Origin of the sequence: Salimicrobium flavidum (genome assembly GCF_900156645.1) — a bacterium.
In the GTDB taxonomy this organism is placed as follows: Bacteria; Bacillota; Bacilli; order Bacillales; family Halobacillaceae; genus Salimicrobium; species Salimicrobium flavidum.
Window position 1 is genome coordinate 42,782 of record NZ_FTOC01000012.1, and the last position, 16,286, is coordinate 59,067.

The 16,286-nt window shown below is 46.5% G+C and carries 15 protein-coding genes, 2 rRNA genes and 1 other annotated feature; all 17 genes read right to left on the bottom strand.

Annotation, left to right across the window (positions count from 1 at the left end; translation table 11 throughout):
* Window positions 1–38: 38 nt before the first annotated feature.
* Entirely contained in the window at window positions 39–548 is a 510-nt protein-coding gene (locus tag BW944_RS13205; RefSeq protein ID WP_076560467.1) for an NYN domain-containing protein, read from the bottom strand.
* Entirely contained in the window at window positions 545–1,294 is a 750-nt protein-coding gene (gene rlmB / locus BW944_RS13210; protein WP_076560469.1) for a 23S rRNA (guanosine(2251)-2'-O)-methyltransferase RlmB, read from the bottom strand. The genes BW944_RS13205 and rlmB overlap by 4 nt, the downstream gene beginning before the upstream one ends.
* Window positions 1,295–1,702: a Mini-ribonuclease 3 gene (locus BW944_RS13215; protein ID WP_200806527.1), complete on the bottom strand. Its 408-nt coding sequence runs from the start codon at window positions 1,700–1,702 to the stop codon at window positions 1,295–1,297.
* Window positions 1,699–3,099, bottom strand: coding sequence for a cysteine--tRNA ligase (cysS, locus tag BW944_RS13220; protein ID WP_076560471.1), 1,401 nt, complete (start codon window positions 3,097–3,099; stop codon window positions 1,699–1,701). The genes BW944_RS13215 and cysS overlap by 4 nt, the downstream gene beginning before the upstream one ends.
* Window positions 3,080–3,760 (bottom strand): serine O-acetyltransferase, encoded by a 681-nt coding sequence (cysE, locus tag BW944_RS13225; RefSeq protein WP_076560473.1) that lies wholly within the window; start codon window positions 3,758–3,760, stop codon window positions 3,080–3,082. The genes cysS and cysE overlap by 20 nt, the downstream gene beginning before the upstream one ends.
* A gap of 61 nt (window positions 3,761–3,821) precedes the next feature.
* Window positions 3,822–4,035 (bottom strand) — a binding site (T-box leader).
* Window positions 4,036–4,106: 71 nt separating this feature from the next.
* Complete coding sequence (gene gltX / locus BW944_RS13230) at window positions 4,107–5,573, bottom strand: glutamate--tRNA ligase (protein ID WP_076560475.1); 1,467 nt, start codon at window positions 5,571–5,573, stop codon at window positions 4,107–4,109.
* Between the two features lie 53 nt (window positions 5,574–5,626).
* On the bottom strand, window positions 5,627–6,115 hold the full coding sequence (ispF, locus tag BW944_RS13235) for a 2-C-methyl-D-erythritol 2,4-cyclodiphosphate synthase (protein WP_076560477.1): 489 nt from the start codon (window positions 6,113–6,115) through the stop codon (window positions 5,627–5,629).
* 16 nt (window positions 6,116–6,131) lie between these two features.
* The gene (ispD, locus tag BW944_RS13240) at window positions 6,132–6,806 is read right to left on the bottom strand and encodes a 2-C-methyl-D-erythritol 4-phosphate cytidylyltransferase (RefSeq protein ID WP_076560479.1); all 675 of its coding nucleotides are present in this window, start codon (window positions 6,804–6,806) and stop codon (window positions 6,132–6,134) included.
* Between the two features lie 85 nt (window positions 6,807–6,891).
* Window positions 6,892–8,004, bottom strand: coding sequence for a PIN/TRAM domain-containing protein (locus BW944_RS13245; RefSeq protein WP_076560482.1), 1,113 nt, complete (start codon window positions 8,002–8,004; stop codon window positions 6,892–6,894).
* Between the two features lie 87 nt (window positions 8,005–8,091).
* The gene (radA, locus tag BW944_RS13250) at window positions 8,092–9,465 is read right to left on the bottom strand and encodes a DNA repair protein RadA (RefSeq protein WP_076560485.1); all 1,374 of its coding nucleotides are present in this window, start codon (window positions 9,463–9,465) and stop codon (window positions 8,092–8,094) included.
* Between the two features lie 696 nt (window positions 9,466–10,161).
* Window positions 10,162–12,630, bottom strand: a complete 2,469-nt coding sequence (gene clpC / locus BW944_RS13255) for an ATP-dependent protease ATP-binding subunit ClpC (RefSeq protein WP_076560487.1) — start codon at window positions 12,628–12,630, stop codon at window positions 10,162–10,164.
* Window positions 12,631–12,648: 18 nt separating this feature from the next.
* On the bottom strand, window positions 12,649–13,719 hold the full coding sequence (locus BW944_RS13260; RefSeq protein ID WP_076560488.1) for a protein-arginine kinase McsB: 1,071 nt from the start codon (window positions 13,717–13,719) through the stop codon (window positions 12,649–12,651).
* Window positions 13,719–14,264 (bottom strand): protein-arginine kinase activator protein McsA, encoded by a 546-nt coding sequence (locus tag BW944_RS13265; RefSeq protein WP_076560489.1) that lies wholly within the window; start codon window positions 14,262–14,264, stop codon window positions 13,719–13,721. Before BW944_RS13265 ends, BW944_RS13260 begins: the two co-directional genes overlap by 1 nt.
* Before the next feature lie 18 nt (window positions 14,265–14,282).
* Complete coding sequence (locus tag BW944_RS13270; protein ID WP_076560491.1) at window positions 14,283–14,744, bottom strand: CtsR family transcriptional regulator; 462 nt, start codon at window positions 14,742–14,744, stop codon at window positions 14,283–14,285.
* A gap of 455 nt (window positions 14,745–15,199) precedes the next feature.
* On the bottom strand, window positions 15,200–15,871 hold the full coding sequence (locus BW944_RS13275; protein ID WP_407690088.1) for an MgtC/SapB family protein: 672 nt from the start codon (window positions 15,869–15,871) through the stop codon (window positions 15,200–15,202).
* 155 nt (window positions 15,872–16,026) lie between these two features.
* Window positions 16,027–16,141: ribosomal RNA gene (gene rrf / locus BW944_RS13280) — 5S ribosomal RNA — on the bottom strand.
* 52 nt (window positions 16,142–16,193) lie between these two features.
* Window positions 16,194–16,286: ribosomal RNA gene (locus tag BW944_RS13285) — 23S ribosomal RNA — on the bottom strand; the annotation flags it as partial.

Consider the following 16,286-nt stretch of genomic DNA (forward strand, 5'->3'; position numbering starts at 1 on the left):
ATTATATAGTAAGCGCTTCCTAACCGTCAATACGCTGTTCACTTATCTCCTCTCCGCCATTTCTCGAAAGCTTCCCGGACCTCTTTATTCAACGGGATTTTGGGGGTATAGGTTTCCGTGGTCCGTTCCGAAACATCTTCTTCTATAGCCTTCTGGACATTTTTGATTTCAATATAGAGCTCCCTGGCGGAAATACGATAGGCACCCCGGGCGAAGATCACCCGTTGCTGGGCATAATCCGAAGTGGCTACATACACCTGGGTGCGGACATCATTCAACTCTCCCGCCAGTTTCTCTATCCGCTCGTCCGCTGTTTCGTTCTCTTTCGTATAAATGACGTCGATGCTTGATTTTCGATGCTTACGTTCCAGTCCCCGTACGTGATAGGCATCAAAGACCGCTATGACCCTGCCCCCTTTATAGGACTGATACTCCGCCAGCATATCGATAAGCAGATCGCGGGCCAGGGAGAGGTCTCTTTCCCTTAAGTCTTTCAGCTCCGGCCAGGAGCCGATCATGTTGTAACCGTCGACCAGCAGGACATTCATGGTTCTCCCCCTACCGGATATCGTCTGCGATACACTTCATACATCAAGAGGGAAGCGGAAACCGAAGCGTTCAGCGATTCTACGTGACCGGTCATCGGAAGGCGGACGAGCCAGTCGCATTTCTCTTTTGTCAGGCGGCTCATCCCCTTGCCTTCGTTACCGATGACGAGAGCCAGCGGAAGTGTCCCATCCATCTGCCGGTAATCTTCTGCTCCGTCTGCCGCGGTGCCCACCACCCAGACGAACCTGTCTTTCAATTCGTCGATCGTTCTAGCCAAATTCGTCACGCGAACCACCGGCACATGTTCGATCGCACCGACCGAGGTCTTGGCGACCGTCGCTGTCAGTCCGACAGAGCGTCTTTTCGGAATGATGACCCCATGAACCCCGGCAGCGTCCGCCGTCCGAAGAATAGACCCAAGGTTATGAGGGTCGTCCAGTTCATCGAGAATAAGAAAGAAAGGTTCTTCTTTTCTTTCTTCGGCTTTAGCGAATAAATCTTCAAGCTCACTGTACTCGTAAGCGGCGACCGAAGCGGCGACCCCCTGGTGATTTCCTTCCACCAGCTGGTCGATCTTCTGTTTCGGCACACGCTGAACCAGAATGTTGGAATTCTTTGCTGTCGCTTCAATTTTCTTAGCTGCCTGTTGCTGCAACTGATCCGAAATAAAAACTTTATTGATAGGACGTTCTGCTTTCATGGCCTCAAGGACTGCGTTTTTACCTATAATCCATTCGCTGCTCATCTAAATTCCCTCCTTTTCTTCAATGGCTGAAATCGCTCCCTGCACAAGCTCAGCGAGACGATCCTCGCCTCCTTCAAGGTACAGATACCCGAGAACCGCTTCAAATGCAGTCGCAAAACGATAGGTGAGCACGTCCGTGTTTTTTGGAATAGAGCCGGATTTTGCATTTTTCCCCCTGCGAAACACTGCCGTCTCCTTCTCGCAGAGAGTGCCCTCTTCCACCCATCTCTTCGCAACATAGGCTTGAGCTCCTGCTGAGACAAATCTCACCGCCGACTGGTGCAAATCCTGCGGCCTTATAGTCCCTTTCCGGAGGAGATGTTCCCGTACATATAAATCATGTACCGTATCCCCCATGTAAGCGAGAGCCAGACTTTTCATCTGATGCGCATTTTCTATTCTGCTCATCCCCGTTTCCACCTGGTTCCCTGGGATGTATCTTCGAGTACGATGCCTTTTTCCTTCAGTTCATCGCGGATCTGATCAGCCTTCTGGAAATTACGATCTTTGCGGGCCTGTTCACGTTCTTTGATTTTCGTATCCACTTCCTCATCCGGAAGTTCTTGCGCCGTTTCTATTTCGAGACCGAGAACATGAGTCAGGTTCTTCAACAGATCAGCATACCCCTGCAAAACTTCACTGTCCGTCTGTTCTTTTTGCAAATACAAATTGGCGGACTTCGCTATATCGAAAAGCACGGAGATAGCATTGGCCGTATTGAAATCATCATCCATTTCCTTGATGAACGTCTGATTCATCCGTTCGATTTCCTGCAGCCACTCTTCTTTGTCGTCTGTCAGATTCATGCACGTCTCTTGCCGGTGCTTCACGTTTTCATAAGCATTGCGTATGCGTTCAAACCCGTTCTTCGCACTCTCGAGAAGTTCCGCGCTGAAGTTGATGGGATGACGGTACTGTACACTAAGCATGAAAAAGCGTATCATCTGCGGATCATGCTGTTTGATCAGCTCGTAGGCGAGTACGAAGTTCCCGAGCGACTTCGACATCTTTTCATTTTCAATGTTGATATATCCGTTATGCATCCAGTAACGAGCGAAATCCGTTTCATTATGGGCTTCGGATTGGGCGATCTCGTTTTCATGGTGAGGGAAAGTGAGATCCTGTCCCCCGGCATGAATATCGATCGTATCCCCGAGATACTTTTTCGCCATCGTTGAGCATTCGATGTGCCATCCCGGACGACCATTCCCCCACGGGCTGTTCCAGCTGATCTCCCCTTCTTTCGCTTCTTTCCATAGCGTGAAGTCAAGCGGGTCTTCTTTCTTCTCTCCGACTTCTATCCGCGATCCGGATCGGAGTTCGTCTACGGACTGATGGGAGAGCTTCCCGTAGTTGTCGAACTGACGGGTCCGGAAGTATACGTCCCCTTCCGTCTCATAGGCATATCCTTTACTGATCAGACTCTTGATGAAAGATATGATTTCATCCATGTTCTCCGTAACGCGGGGGTGATAGACAGCTTCTTTCACACCGAAGGCTCCGACATCTTCTTTGTAAGCCTCGATAAAGCGGTCCGCGATATCCGGCACTTCTTCCTCGAGTTCATTAGCCGCTTTGATCAGTTTATCGTCCACATCCGTAAAGTTCAGAACATAAACCACTTCATATCCTCTGTATTCAAAGTACCGTCTGACCGTATCAAACACGATAGCGGGGCGGGCGTTCCCGATATGAATGTAATTATATACGGTAGGACCGCACACATACATTTTCACTTTCCCTTCTTCAAGAGGGACGAATGTTTCCTTCTGCCTCGTCAACGTGTTATAAATCTTTATGCTCATATTCGTCGCTCCTTTTCCGTTCGATATTCAACTCTTCGCACATCTGTTTGATCTCTTCTTCCATTTCATTCAACCGGTCATAGACAGGGTCCGGCAACTTATGGTGGTCGAGGTCCTTCCTCGTTTTCTCCACTTTTTTCCCGTTCTGCACAACGACGTGTCCCGGGATCCCTACCACCGTCGAATTCTCCGGAACTTCATGAAGCACCACCGATCCGGCACCGACTTTTGAATTTTTGCCTATAGTGATAGAGCCAAGCACTTTCGCCCCTGTAGCTACCAGCACATTATCTTCGAGTGTAGGGTGGCGTTTCCCTTTTTCTTTGCCTGTTCCTCCGAGTGTTACCCCCTGGAAGATCGTAACGTTATCTCCGATTTCACACGTTTCTCCGACGACCACACCCATGCCGTGATCGATGAAAAATCTTCGTCCGATCGTAGCACCGGGATGTATTTCGATTCCCGTGAAAAAACGGCTGATCTGGGAAATGACTCTGGCTATAAAAAAGAATTTCCTTTTATAAAATCCATGAGCTATCCTGTGGGACCAGATGGCGTGTAAACCGGCATACGTCAGAATCACCTCGAGATAGGAACGGGCGGCAGGGTCCTGATCAAAAACAACGTCCACATCTTCCTTGAACATCTGAAATATCCCCATCGTAGTTCCTCCTTTTCACTCACTTTTTTATCTGTCAAAAAAAGCGCCCCTGTGCCATAAGCACAGAGACGCTTTCCGCGTGGTTCCACTCTGTTTGAAAGAAACGAACTTCTTTCCCTCTCTCTTCGATAACGGGAAGTAACCGCTTCGTCTACTCGCTTTCGACGGAAGGCTCAAGGGTGCAATTCAGAAATATCTCCTAAAACCGGTCTCAGCTGCCCCGGCTCTCTCTGTGTAAGAGATGATTCCTTACTTCTCCCCATCAAGGCTTTTTCTTATCAGCTTTTTGATCTTTAGCTGTCGGACATTCGTTCTCCACTCAACAATAGACCTTAACAAAGCTTACTTATTTCAATTCTTCCAGTGCTTTCTCGAGTCGTGCTACAACTGTTTCATACCCTAGCAGATGAATAGCATTCGGCAGTTCAGGACCGTGCGCCTGACCGGTAGTCGCTACCCGGATAGGCATGAATAATTTCTTACCTTTGTGGCCTGTTTCCTTCTGTACAGCCTTCATTTGCGGTTTGATGTTCTCCGGGGTGAACTCTTCAAGTTCCTGGAGATTACGCTTGAAAGCCTCGAGCACTTCCGGCACCTGCTCCCCGCGAAGCACTTCCATCGCTTCTTCATCATAATCGATCGTTTCCCTGAAGAAAAGTTCCGTCAGTTCAACGATTTCTGCCCCGTAATTCAATTGTGGCTGATAAAGGCCGATCAGTTCTTCGGTCCATTTCTGGTCATCAGCCGAACGATCTTTGGAAATTCTGCCCGCTTTCTCTAAATGAGGAATCGTCAGTTCCAGCACTTCTTCGAACGATAACTCTTTGATGTACTGATTGTTCATCCACTTGAGTTTTGCAGGGTCGAATACTGCCGGAGATGTTGAAAGACGGTCCTGATCGAAGATATCGATAAGTTCAGATTTGGAAAAGAGCTCTTCCTCTCCTACCGGCGACCAGCCAAGCAGCGTAATGAAGTTGAACAAAGCATCCGGTTGATAGCCCCGTTCGTGATACTGACTGATGAATTGGAGAATATGCTCATCCCGTTTACTCAACTTTTTCCTGTCTTCGTTCAAGATCAGTGTCATATGCCCGAATTGCGGAGGCGTCCACCCGAACGCTTCGTATACCATCATCTGTTTCGGTGTGTTGGAAATATGCTCCTCTCCGCGCAGAACGTGAGAAATCTTCATCAGATAATCGTCGATTGCCACAGCGAAATTGTACGTCGGAGTGCCGTTTTTCTTCACGATCACCCAGTCGCCGAAATCGCTGGATTCAAACGAAATATCCCCGCGGACTATATCCGTGAAGGTATACGTCTTATTCTCCGGAACCCGGAGCCGGATACTCGGCTCTCTGCCTTCAGCTTCAAACTGTTCCTGCTCTTTTTTCGTCAGGTTGCTGTGCGCTCCCGAGTACTTAGGTACTTCCCCACGGGCTTTTTGGGCTTCTCGCTCCTCTTCAAGCTCTTCTGAGGTCATGTAACATTTATAGGCAAGTCCTTTTTCGAGAAGTTCATCAGTGTACTGCTGATAGATGTGCAGGCGCTGCATCTGGTGATAAGGGCCGTAGTCGCCTCCACGGCCGGCGCCTTCATCCCATTCGATGCCGAGCCACTTCAGAAAATCAAGCTGGCTCTGCTCGCCGCCCTCTACGTTCCTTTTCGCATCTGTATCTTCAATTCTGATCACGAATGTGCCTTCATTATGTCTGGCGTACAGATAATTGAACAGAGCTGTACGTGCGTTTCCGATATGGAGATATCCTGTAGGACTCGGTGCATAACGTACTCTGACTTCATTAGTCATGATTTTTCCCCTTCCTGTCTTTCCGTTCGTCTTTTTAATATTTTATCATTTTTCTATGATGATTGTGGACTATTTTGCAATAAAACGACTGCCTGAGACGCAATTCCTTCTTTCCGTCCAGGGAAGCCGAGTTTTTCTGTAGTGGTCGCTTTTACATTCACCTGAGCAAAATCCACCTCTAAAAGTTCTGCAATCTTCGTCCTGATATCATCAATATAGGGAGCCATCTTCGGGGCCTCGGCAATGATCGTTGCATCCAGATTCCCGAGTTCATACCCTTCCTCTCCAGCTATCTTCCAGACCTCTTGTAATAGCTTCCTGGAATCAGCATCCTTAAAAGCGGGGTCCGTGTCCGGGAAGTGCTTCCCTATATCTCCTTTACCTATAGCTCCGAGAATCGCATCGGAAATCGCATGCAAAAGCACGTCGGCGTCCGAATGGCCCGCAAGCCCACGTTCATATGGAATTTCCACGCCGCCAATAATACATTTCCGTCCTTCTGTAAGCTGGTGGACGTCAAATCCCTGTCCTACTCTGACCATTTGCCCTGCCTCCTTGTCACTTTTTCACGTAAGCCGAAGCTTTCTGTAAATCTTCGGGAGTCGTTATCTTTATATTGTCATAATTCCCGTGTACGATAGAAACGTTGTGCCCGAAACTCTCTGCAAGAGCCGCATCGTCGGTGGCATAAAACCCGTTTTCCCGAGCTTTTTCATGGGCTTGTCTGATCATGTCATAAGAGAATCCCTGGGGTGTCTGTGCAGCCCACAAATAATCCCGATTCAACGTTTCCAACTTCCCGTCTTTCATTTGTTTAACGGTATCCGTTACCGGCACAGCCAACAACGCTGCGCCCGATTCTTCAATTTTCTCTACGAGTTCATGGACATTTTTCCTCTTTACGAAAGGACGCGCCCCATCATGAATCAGGACGGGGCAACTCGGGTCCGAAACCGCCAGAAGTCCCTGGTATACACTATCCTGACGTTCTTTTCCGCCATATACAACCCGAACTTTACGAAAATGATAACGCATTATCAACTCTTCCATATCTTTCTCGTCCGCTTCATTTGTAACAAGGATAATCTCCCGGCATTTCTTATCTTCTGTAAAAGCCTTAAGCGTATGTACGATTAAAGGATGTTCCCCTATCATAAGGAACTGCTTATTCCGTCCGGCATTCATCCGTTTTCCCTGTCCTGCTGCTACAATAACCACTGTATAATTCGTCATCTGTCTCCTCCGCGTATCGATTCCAAAATAAAAGCGATAACCTCACGTTATCACTTTTATAATCTCTTATTCGTTTATACCTTTTTTACAGCGCTTTTTCAAGCGATTTCGGTTTTGCGAAAATCATGCGACCGGCGGAAGTTTGCAACACACTTGTAACGATAACGTCGATGGTGTCTCCGATGAACCCTTTTCCTTCTTCGACTACAATCATGGTTCCATCATCAAGGTAGGCTACTCCCTGATTCTGTTCCTTCCCGTCTTTGATCACCTGTACTTTCATTTCTTCACCTGGCAGAACAACAGGTTTAACAGCATTGGCCAAATCATTGATATTAAGGACCTGTACGCCCTGGAATTCGCAAACCTTATTCAAGTTGAAGTCGTTCGTTACGACAATCCCGTTCATCACCTTGGCGAGTTTTACGAGTTTACTGTCCACTTCCTGAATATCCTCAAAGTCACCGTCGTACATCTCAACGTTCACCGGCACTTCCCGTTGGAGACGGTTCAGAATATCCAGCCCTCGTCGTCCACGGTTTCGCTTCAGACCATCGGAAGAGTCCGCGATGTGCTGTAATTCTTCCAATACGAAGTGAGGAATAACGATGGTTCCTTCCAGGAAGTTCGTTTCACAAATATCAGCGATCCTTCCATCGATAATCACGCTGGTGTCCAGTATTTTCTTCTTAGGAATAAGTTCACTACCTTTGTTATCCTCGACCTTTTCCTGTTTCGATTCATGATTGGTATCTTCTTTTTCTTTTCTCGCCATACTGATGAGATTGATAAATTCGTCTTTTCTTTTATAACCTATCTGAAAGCCGAGATAACCGAGAAGAACAGTTACGAAAATCGGAAGCAGCTGACTCACAATCTGAATCTCAATATCCAATAGAAGTGTGTTGATCAGATAAGCTACGACTAATCCGACGATAAGTCCGAGACTTCCAAATAATAATTCACCTACCGGAGCCCCCACCAGGGCATCCTCTGTCCATTTCAACAGCTTTACAATCGGGGAAACAAGCCAAAAAGTTAATAAGAACAAAATTAGTGCGCCAACAACAGCCCCGATGATTTCCTGGAGCCATGGTTGAAGCTCCCCTCCGAAGATCGTGAAAATCTCCGGCAAATACAGATATCCGATTGTACCTCCTGTGAGCAAAAGAGATAATTGCACTACACGTCTTAACACTTTCAACACCTCCTCTAATTACGTTTTCCACCCGCAGCAGCATTAGTCTTTATTTATTTTTTCAGTTCCTTCATCAAATATAAAGGATCACTGTTCGAGTGTAGCTTCCATCGCTTCTTTGATCGTCTCTACTCCTATTACTTCTATATCATCCGGCACCGTCCAGCCTTCGAGGTTTTTCGAAGGAATGACAGCCCGGGAAAAACCTAATTTCGCAGCTTCCTGTACCCGCTGTTCAATACGGGAGACTCGCCTTATTTCTCCGGTAAGTCCTACTTCACCTATGAGTATGTCTGTCGCTTTCGGAACCTGATCCCGGAAACTCGAAGCTATACTCACAGCTACACCGAGATCTATAGCGGGCTCATCAAGCTTCACCCCGCCGGCGACTTTCACGTAAGCATCATAATTCTGAAGAAGCAGACCAGCTCTCTTCTCCAGCACGGCCATAAGCAGAGGGACTCTGCTGTGGTCAAGACCTGTCGCCATACGTCTCGGATTACCGAAGGCAGTCGGAGAAATAAGCGCCTGAATTTCCACGAGCACTGGCCTTGTGCCTTCCATGGAAGCAACGACTGTAGAACCCGCCGTCCCTTTTGAGCGCTCTTCGAGGAATATCTCAGAAGGATTGAGCACTTCTTTCAGTCCGGACTCTTTCATTTCAAAAATACCCATTTCATGTGTTCCCCCAAAACGGTTCTTCACACTGCGAACAATACGGAATGTGTTATGCTGTTCCCCTTCAAAATAGAGGACAGCATCTACCATGTGCTCCAACAGGCGGGGGCCTGCGATCGATCCTTCTTTCGTTACGTGTCCAACGATGAAAATGGGGATACCTTTTGTTTTAGCGATTCTCATCAATTCACTGGTACACTCACGCACCTGGGAGACACTCCCGGGAGCCGAAGTGACTTCTTCTTTGTACACAGTCTGAATGGAGTCTACGACAAGAAACTTCGGCTGAACGTCCTCGATGTGAGAAACGATATGTTCCATATTGGTTTCTGCCAGAATATAAAGCTGATCCGACGTGACATTTAAACGATCGGCACGCAGCTTCGTCTGTTTGGTTGATTCTTCCCCAGAGATATAGAGGACAGGAAGGTTTTTGTCAGCTAATTGAGAGGATACCTGGAGTAATAGAGTTGACTTCCCAATACCCGGATCTCCCCCAATCAAAACCAGTGAGCCGCCTACGATCCCTCCACCAAGGACTCTGTTGAACTCAGGCATCGCCGTTTCTATACGCGATTCCTCTTTCAATTCCACCGAAGTGATCCGTTGCGGCTTGGATCTGTTCTCATTATCTACCTGAAACGTATGACGACTACTCTTTCCGGTAATCGCCGTCTCTTCAACGAATGTATTCCAACGTCCACAGGCCGTGCATTTCCCCATCCATTTCGGGGACTCGTTCCCGCACTCCTGACAGACGAATACCGTTTTTTTCTTTGCCACGATAAACCTCTCCTCATCATCTATTATATACGAAAACTACTTTCGATAAGTTTCATCACAATTTCAATTTTGTTAAAAATTCCTTACGATAAAAGAAAAGCGGAAGCTTCCGTTCAGAAATTCTGACACAAGCAGAACGGGCAGATGGAAGATGGGCTTCCTTTCTCTGATCCGGACTGCTTGTGACAAGGATTTCTGGAAGCTGAAGCTAGACTAGAAAAGCGGAACCATTCGTTTAGAAGCTCTAAGATAAGTGGACGCATCTGGCTTCGGGTGAAATTCCCCGAAACAGGGGTGGCCGCTTATCTTACGGGCTTCTGAATGGTGGAGCTAGACACAAGAAAAGCGGAGTTCTCTTGTTCAGAAGCCCTGAGCTAAGCAGGGCTTCTCTTTTCAGGTGATTTTTCCTGAAGACTCTGTTAAGGCCGGTTGTTGATTTTGGAACGAAGGGTGGAGACGCCTGCGGGAAAAGCATGAACGGAAAATCACCGGAATCGAACCTAGTGAGATTCCGGTAGTTGACGTCATGCCCGCGGCAAGATTCCACCCGTAGAGATAAATAATCAACTTAGAACACGGGCTTCTGGAGAACGAAGCTAGACTAGAAAAGCGGAGTTCTCCTAATTATGCTTTCCTATGTATAAGTATGAAGCAGAAATGAAAAAATCGGAAGGCATTCGCCTTCCGATTTCAAAATTATGCTTCCGCTTTTTCCGTGGAAACGACAAATTGATTATCTTCATCCAGATCAATCGTAACCTTCTGACCTTTGTGGATGGATTCTTTAAGCAATTCCTCGGACAACAGATCTTCCACGTTTTTCTGAAGAGAACGACGAAGTGGGCGGGCTCCATATTCCGGATCGAACCCTTCTTCGGCAATGTGGGAGATCGCTTTGTCTGTCAGAGTAAAGTCGATTTCCTGCTCGAGCAGACGAACTCTCAGCTGTTCTGCCATAAGCGTAACGATATCTTTCATGTGTTTCTTCTCCAGCGCATGGAAAACAATCGTTTCATCAATACGGTTCAGGAACTCAGGACGGAATGCTTTCTTCAGTTCTTCCGTCACTTTCGATTTCATATCTTTGTGATCCTGGGTTTTGTCTCCCATCGAGAAACCGACGTATTTATTATCTTTCAGCTCCTGGGCGCCGACGTTCGATGTCATAATCAATACGGTGTTACGGAAGTCGACGACCCGTCCCTTACCATCTGTAAGACGACCATCTTCAAGCACCTGAAGCAATACGTTGAATACATCAGGGTGTGCTTTTTCCACCTCGTCGAGCAGGACGACTGAATAAGGCTTCTGACGAACTTTTTCAGTCAGTTGACCGCCTTCTTCATAGCCGACGTACCCTGGAGGAGAACCTACAAGACGGGACGTACTGTGTTTTTCCATGTACTCGGACATGTCTACACGAATCATCGCATCTTCTTCACCGAACATACTCTCTGCGAGCGCACGGGCCAACTCTGTTTTCCCTACCCCTGTAGGACCAAGGAAGATGAAGGAACCGATTGGGCGTTTTGGATCTTTCAAACCGGCACGAGCCCGGCGTATTGCTTTAGATACGGAGTGTACCGCTTCATCCTGCCCGATTACACGACTGTGAAGCGTATCTTCGAGATTAAGGAGACGTTCGCTTTCTTCTGTCGTCATTTTCTTCACAGGGACTCCGGTCCATGTAGAAACGATAGAAGCGATGTCTTCCATAGTGACTTCTGCATCTTCCTGTCCCTGCTTCTCTTTCCACTCTTTCTTCGTCTCTTCCAATTCATCTCTTAATTTCTGTTCATTGTCACGAAGAGAAGCCGCTTTTTCAAATTCCTGACTCTGCACAGTGGCATCTTTTTCTTTGCGGACTTCTTCAAGCTTCTGCTCAAGCTCCTTCAAGTTCGGTGGAGCCGTATAGGAACGCAAGCGTACTTTAGAAGCAGCCTCATCAACCAGGTCGATCGCCTTATCCGGTAAAAATCTGTCCGTGATATAACGATCGGAAAAACGGACTGCCGCTTCAATAGCTTCATCCGTAATCGTAACGCGGTGGTGAGCTTCATAACGGTCTCTCAGTCCCTGGAGAATCTGAGTAGACTCTTCAGTAGTCGGTTCGTCTACCTGAATCGGCTGGAACCGGCGTTCAAGAGCAGCATCTTTTTCGATATATTTACGATACTCATCCATCGTAGTAGCACCGATACACTGCAGATCTCCACGGGCGAGAGAAGGTTTAAGAATGTTGGAAGCATCGATAGCGCCTTCTGCACCGCCGGCTCCGATCAAGGTATGCAATTCATCGATGAAAAGGATGATATTGCCGGCCTGACGAATTTCTTCCATCACTTTCTTCAAACGATCTTCGAATTCACCGCGATATTTCGTTCCGGCTACTACCGTCCCCATATCAAGCGTCATCACTCGTTTATCCCGCAGAATTTCAGGGATTTCATTATCGATGATCTGCTGCGCCAATCCTTCTGCAATTGCTGTTTTACCGACACCAGGCTCACCGACAAGCACCGGATTATTCTTTGTGCGTCGACTGAGGACTTGAATCACACGTTGAATCTCTTCGCTTCTCCCTATCACCGGGTCGATATTTCCTTCTTTCGCTACCGATGTCAAATCACGGGCCAGAGAGTCTAGTGTTGGTGTGTTCTGGCCGCCACCTTGCGTACCCGAGCTGGCCTGATTCCCTCCACGACGGCCTTGGTGTCCACCGGTGGATTCGTTATTGCCGAGCAGTTGCAATACCTGCTGACGGGCTTTGTTAAGGCTCACGCCAAGGTTATTGAGAACTCTCGCTGCTACACCCTCACCTTCGCGGATCAGTCCAAGCAGGATATGTTCCGTTCCTACATAAGAATGTCCCAATTTACGGGCTTCGTCCATAGAAAGTTCAATGACTTTCTTGGCACGAGGGGTATAATGAATCGTTTGAGAAACCTTCTCCCCTTTACCGATCAAATTCTCTACTTCTGTCTGAATTGTTTCCGCTTCAAGTCCAAGAGCAGTCAAAGCTTTAGCAGCAATGCCTTCCCCTTCTTTCACAAGTCCAAGCAGAATGTGTTCTGTACCAATATTGTTGTGGCCAAGACGAACTGCTTCTTCCTGCGCCAAAGCCAAGACTTTTTGTGCTCTTTCCGTAAATCTACCAAACATCATAATGTGTTACCTCCCTTATTAGTCTTCATCTTCAAGATTTATCCGTTCTCTTATCAGCGTTGCTCTTTTCATATCCCGTTCACCGGCTCCTAGAGCCTCCCCGGCATATTGCTGCAAGAACCCGGGCTGAGTAAGCACCATCAATTCATTCAAAATCGTGCGCGGGATATCCTTGATGAAACCGAGATCAATACCAAGACGCAAGTCCGAAAGACAGCTTGCTGCTTCCTTGGACGTAATCACTCTGCTATGTTTCAACAAACCGTAGGACCGGAAGATACGGTCTTCCAACTGAACCGGAGAACGGTTCAGCAACGTCTGTCTCGCTTTACGTTCCTGTTCGATAAGCTGACGAACGACACTATGCAAATCTTCTACGATATCCTCCTCGGATTTTCCTAGAGTAATCTGATTGGAAATTTGAAAAAGATTTCCTACAGCCTCACTACCTTCTCCATAAATACCGCGGATTACGAGTCCCAATTGATTGATGGCCGGAGTCATCCTGCTCATCTGTTGGGTGATCGCCAATGCAGGGAGATGCATCATCACAGATGCTCTCATTCCCGTGCCTACGTTTGTAGGACATGCCGTCAAATATCCGCGCTCTTCATCGAAGGCATAATCGATTTTCTCCTCCAGCCAATCGTCCAGCTGAGATGTCTGCTCCAGCGCTTTATCCAGTTGGAACCCCGGAAAATAAAGTTGGATACGGATGTGATCTTCTTCATTCACCATGATAGACACTTGTTCATTCTCACTGATAATCGTCGCAGCGCTCTCCGCATTTTCGACAAGGTGTGGGCTGATCAGGTGTTTTTCGACAAGCACTCTTTTCTCTATCGGTTCCAGGTCTTTCATTTTCACCATCTGAAACCTTTCATAATCACGGAAAGAAACATTTGTGAAATTATCTTCCATGAAAGACAGGACATCTTCAAGTGGGCCTTCTTCTGCTACAGTCGGAAACGGTTCTAAAGAGAAATTTCTTGCCAGCCTTATACGACTGCTGAGTACAATGTCACTATCAGGGCCTTCATGGCGCATCCATGGACTGATCGCTTCATTCATGAATTTTTCCAGAGACATCAGGAATCACCGCCTTTTCCCTGATTCAATTCTTCTTCCAACGTTTTGATCTGATCTCTTACTTTCGCTGCTTCTTCGAATTCTTCCTGCTTTATTAACTGGTGAAGACTCTCTTTGTACCTTTCAATATCTTTTCGTACATTGAGATTACCACCGGCACGTTTTGGAATCTTTCCGTGGTGTTTCGTGTTTCCACTGTGAACTCTTTTCAACACAGGGTTCAGGCGCTCGTTGAACGTTTCATAACAAGTGGCACAACCGAATTTTCCGGACCTCGTGAATTCCTGATAAGTAAGGCCGCACGTAGGGCATTGAAGATCCGCTTTTGGCTTTTTATTCTCTTTGAATAATTCTGAACTTTTACCGCCTTCCATGTGGAAGAGTCCGGACAACAAATCGTTCAATGAAAAACTTTCTTCTTCATAGTTCATGTACCCCTGTTCTTTCGCACACTGATCGCATAAATGGACTTCGTTTTTCTTTCCATTGATCACTTGGGTGAGATGAACGGTGGCAGGGCGTTCCTGACATCGTTGACATTGCATAGCAGGTCACTCCTTCCGTTACTTATATTTAAGGATGGACAACATGGCTGTCATAATCCTCGAACGTATTTCATCCCGAAACGGTAAAGGAAAAGCTAAAGTTTTTCGGTCGATGACACTTAAAATCAGTTCCGATTCCCGTGTCGTGATAATATCATTTTCAATCAGTCTCTCAATTACGTCCGTCGCTCTCGATTGAGAAACTTCCGGCTGTATAAGAAGTAGTATTTCATCAATCAGCTGGGAATGATCCAGATGCTGGATACGGCGAATACGTATATAACCCCCGCCGCCCCTTTTACTTTCAACTATATACCCTTTTTCCACAGTGAAACGTGTTTTAATCACATAATTGATTTGAGAAGGAACGCACTGAAATTGTTCAGCCAGGTCACTTCGTTTTATTTCAATGACCTGGTGCGGGTTATCTTTAAGTATGTTTTTCAAATACTCTTCGATGACGTCAGATATATTCCGCATGTCTCCCTCCTCCTCTTTTGACTTTGACTATCTTTGACTTTAATTTTATTATACTCAAAATTATTCATCATTCAACTATTTTGATTACACTTCTCCCGTTCCCTTATTAAGGTAAAAGTAAAACAGAATTTCTCCGGTGGTTCCCAGAAAAAATAGTGAACGTCAGGCAACATTATCTGATGAAAGTTTGCCGGATATAACCCTCCGCCCCGCGGATCAGTTGCAATCTGCTCATCTTGAAACTTTCTTTTTTGTATAGCGTCTGATGTTCACTGCTTAGTAGAAGGGCACACTGCCAAAGCCCTTGTGCTTTCAGTACGAAGAATAAACCTAACATGGACTAAAAAAACAGTGAATTCCTCTGTGCAGAGCTTCCGAAATGACCACGGCAAGCTTCCACCTGTATCAACAATGTATGATAAAAGAGCTTAAAAAAAAGCCTTTCCCAGGCTTTTTTAAAAATTATGAGAAACTGAAATCTCCCCGTCCAATTTCCCTAATTCCTCTAACAACGTGGCATCGTTAATCGTGTTGTTCTTCGCCAGCTGTAATATAATCCGGATCTCCTCTTCCTTTTTCACTTCCATTTTTTCTATCTCCACCTGTAGATTATCAAGTAATTCAAAAACTTCTTTTACATCCCCCTGGTTTTTCATCGTGATGTAATAAGCTCCTTTTCCTACATTCTTGAGATACTTCTCCTCTACATTATTCAAAACAATCAGACTTATGAGGACAAGCACAGTGGAAAGAACAGCCACATCATACATACCAGCTCCTACAACAAGCCCGATTCCCGCCACTGTCCAGATGGAAGCAGCAGTCGTTAATCCCCGTATCGTACTGCCATGCACAATGATCGTACCAGCGCCGAGAAAGCCGATGCCGCTTATAACATAAGACGGAATACGGGCAGGGTCAAAACGGATGTTATCATATTTCTGAATATATTCCTCGAATCCATACAAAGAAAGCAACATCATCAGACATGCTCCTACTCCTACAAGAATATGAGTTCTGAATCCGGCAGAATGTTTTTTTAATTCTCTCTCAAAACCTATAAGACCTGATAGAAAAAGAGCGATAACGAGACGGACCGTGAATTTATCAAAATCGTCATCTATCATGTTCAAAAAAAATTGTTTCACTTCTTCCATCCTGCTCTCCCTCCTTTTCGGGCTATGTAATTCACTCCTATATTGAATTATAAACGATGAAGTGCTCATTTTCATTTATACCTGTACAAAAAAAGCCCAGAGGGGGTGGCCTCTGGGCTCTCACAATGTGGCAGCGCCCTACTCTCGCGGGGGGTAACCCCGACTACCATCGGCGCGGAAGAGCTTAACTGCTGTGTTCGGCATGGGAACAGGTGTGACCTCTTCGCTATCGCCACCACATCGAATGAAGGGTGACCCTTCAAAACTGGATAAGAAACAGTCGACCAACTGTATAGAGAAGATCTCGATGGATTAGTATCCGTCTGCTGCACGTGTCGCCACGCTTCCACACCGGACCTATCAACCTCTTCGTCTCAGAGGCATC

What these genes read in the sequence shown, in the direction of transcription:
- BW944_RS13205 (WP_076560467.1), bottom strand. Translation starts at nt 548, where the DNA reads ATGAATGTCCTGCTGGTCGACGGTTACAACATGATCGGCTCCTGGCCG.
- rlmB (WP_076560469.1), bottom strand. Translation starts at nt 1,294, where the DNA reads ATGAGCAGCGAATGGATTATAGGTAAAAACGCAGTCCTTGAGGCCATG.
- BW944_RS13215 (WP_200806527.1), bottom strand. Translation starts at nt 1,702, where the DNA reads ATGAGCAGAATAGAAAATGCGCATCAGATGAAAAGTCTGGCTCTCGCT.
- cysS (WP_076560471.1), bottom strand. Translation starts at nt 3,099, where the DNA reads ATGAGCATAAAGATTTATAACACGTTGACGAGGCAGAAGGAAACATTC.
- cysE (WP_076560473.1), bottom strand. Translation starts at nt 3,760, where the DNA reads ATGGGGATATTTCAGATGTTCAAGGAAGATGTGGACGTTGTTTTTGAT.
- gltX (WP_076560475.1), bottom strand. Translation starts at nt 5,573, where the DNA reads ATGACTAATGAAGTCAGAGTACGTTATGCACCGAGTCCTACAGGATAT.
- ispF (WP_076560477.1), bottom strand. Translation starts at nt 6,115, where the DNA reads ATGGTCAGAGTAGGACAGGGATTTGACGTCCACCAGCTTACAGAAGGA.
- ispD (WP_076560479.1), bottom strand. Translation starts at nt 6,806, where the DNA reads ATGACGAATTATACAGTGGTTATTGTAGCAGCAGGACAGGGAAAACGG.
- clpC (WP_076560487.1), bottom strand. Translation starts at nt 12,630, where the DNA reads ATGATGTTTGGTAGATTTACGGAAAGAGCACAAAAAGTCTTGGCTTTG.
- BW944_RS13260 (WP_076560488.1), bottom strand. Translation starts at nt 13,719, where the DNA reads ATGTCTCTGGAAAAATTCATGAATGAAGCGATCAGTCCATGGATGCGC.
- BW944_RS13265 (WP_076560489.1), bottom strand. Translation starts at nt 14,264, where the DNA reads ATGCAATGTCAACGATGTCAGGAACGCCCTGCCACCGTTCATCTCACC.
- BW944_RS13270 (WP_076560491.1), bottom strand. Translation starts at nt 14,744, where the DNA reads ATGCGGAATATATCTGACGTCATCGAAGAGTATTTGAAAAACATACTT.
- BW944_RS13275 (WP_407690088.1), bottom strand. Translation starts at nt 15,871, where the DNA reads ATGATAGATGACGATTTTGATAAATTCACGGTCCGTCTCGTTATCGCT.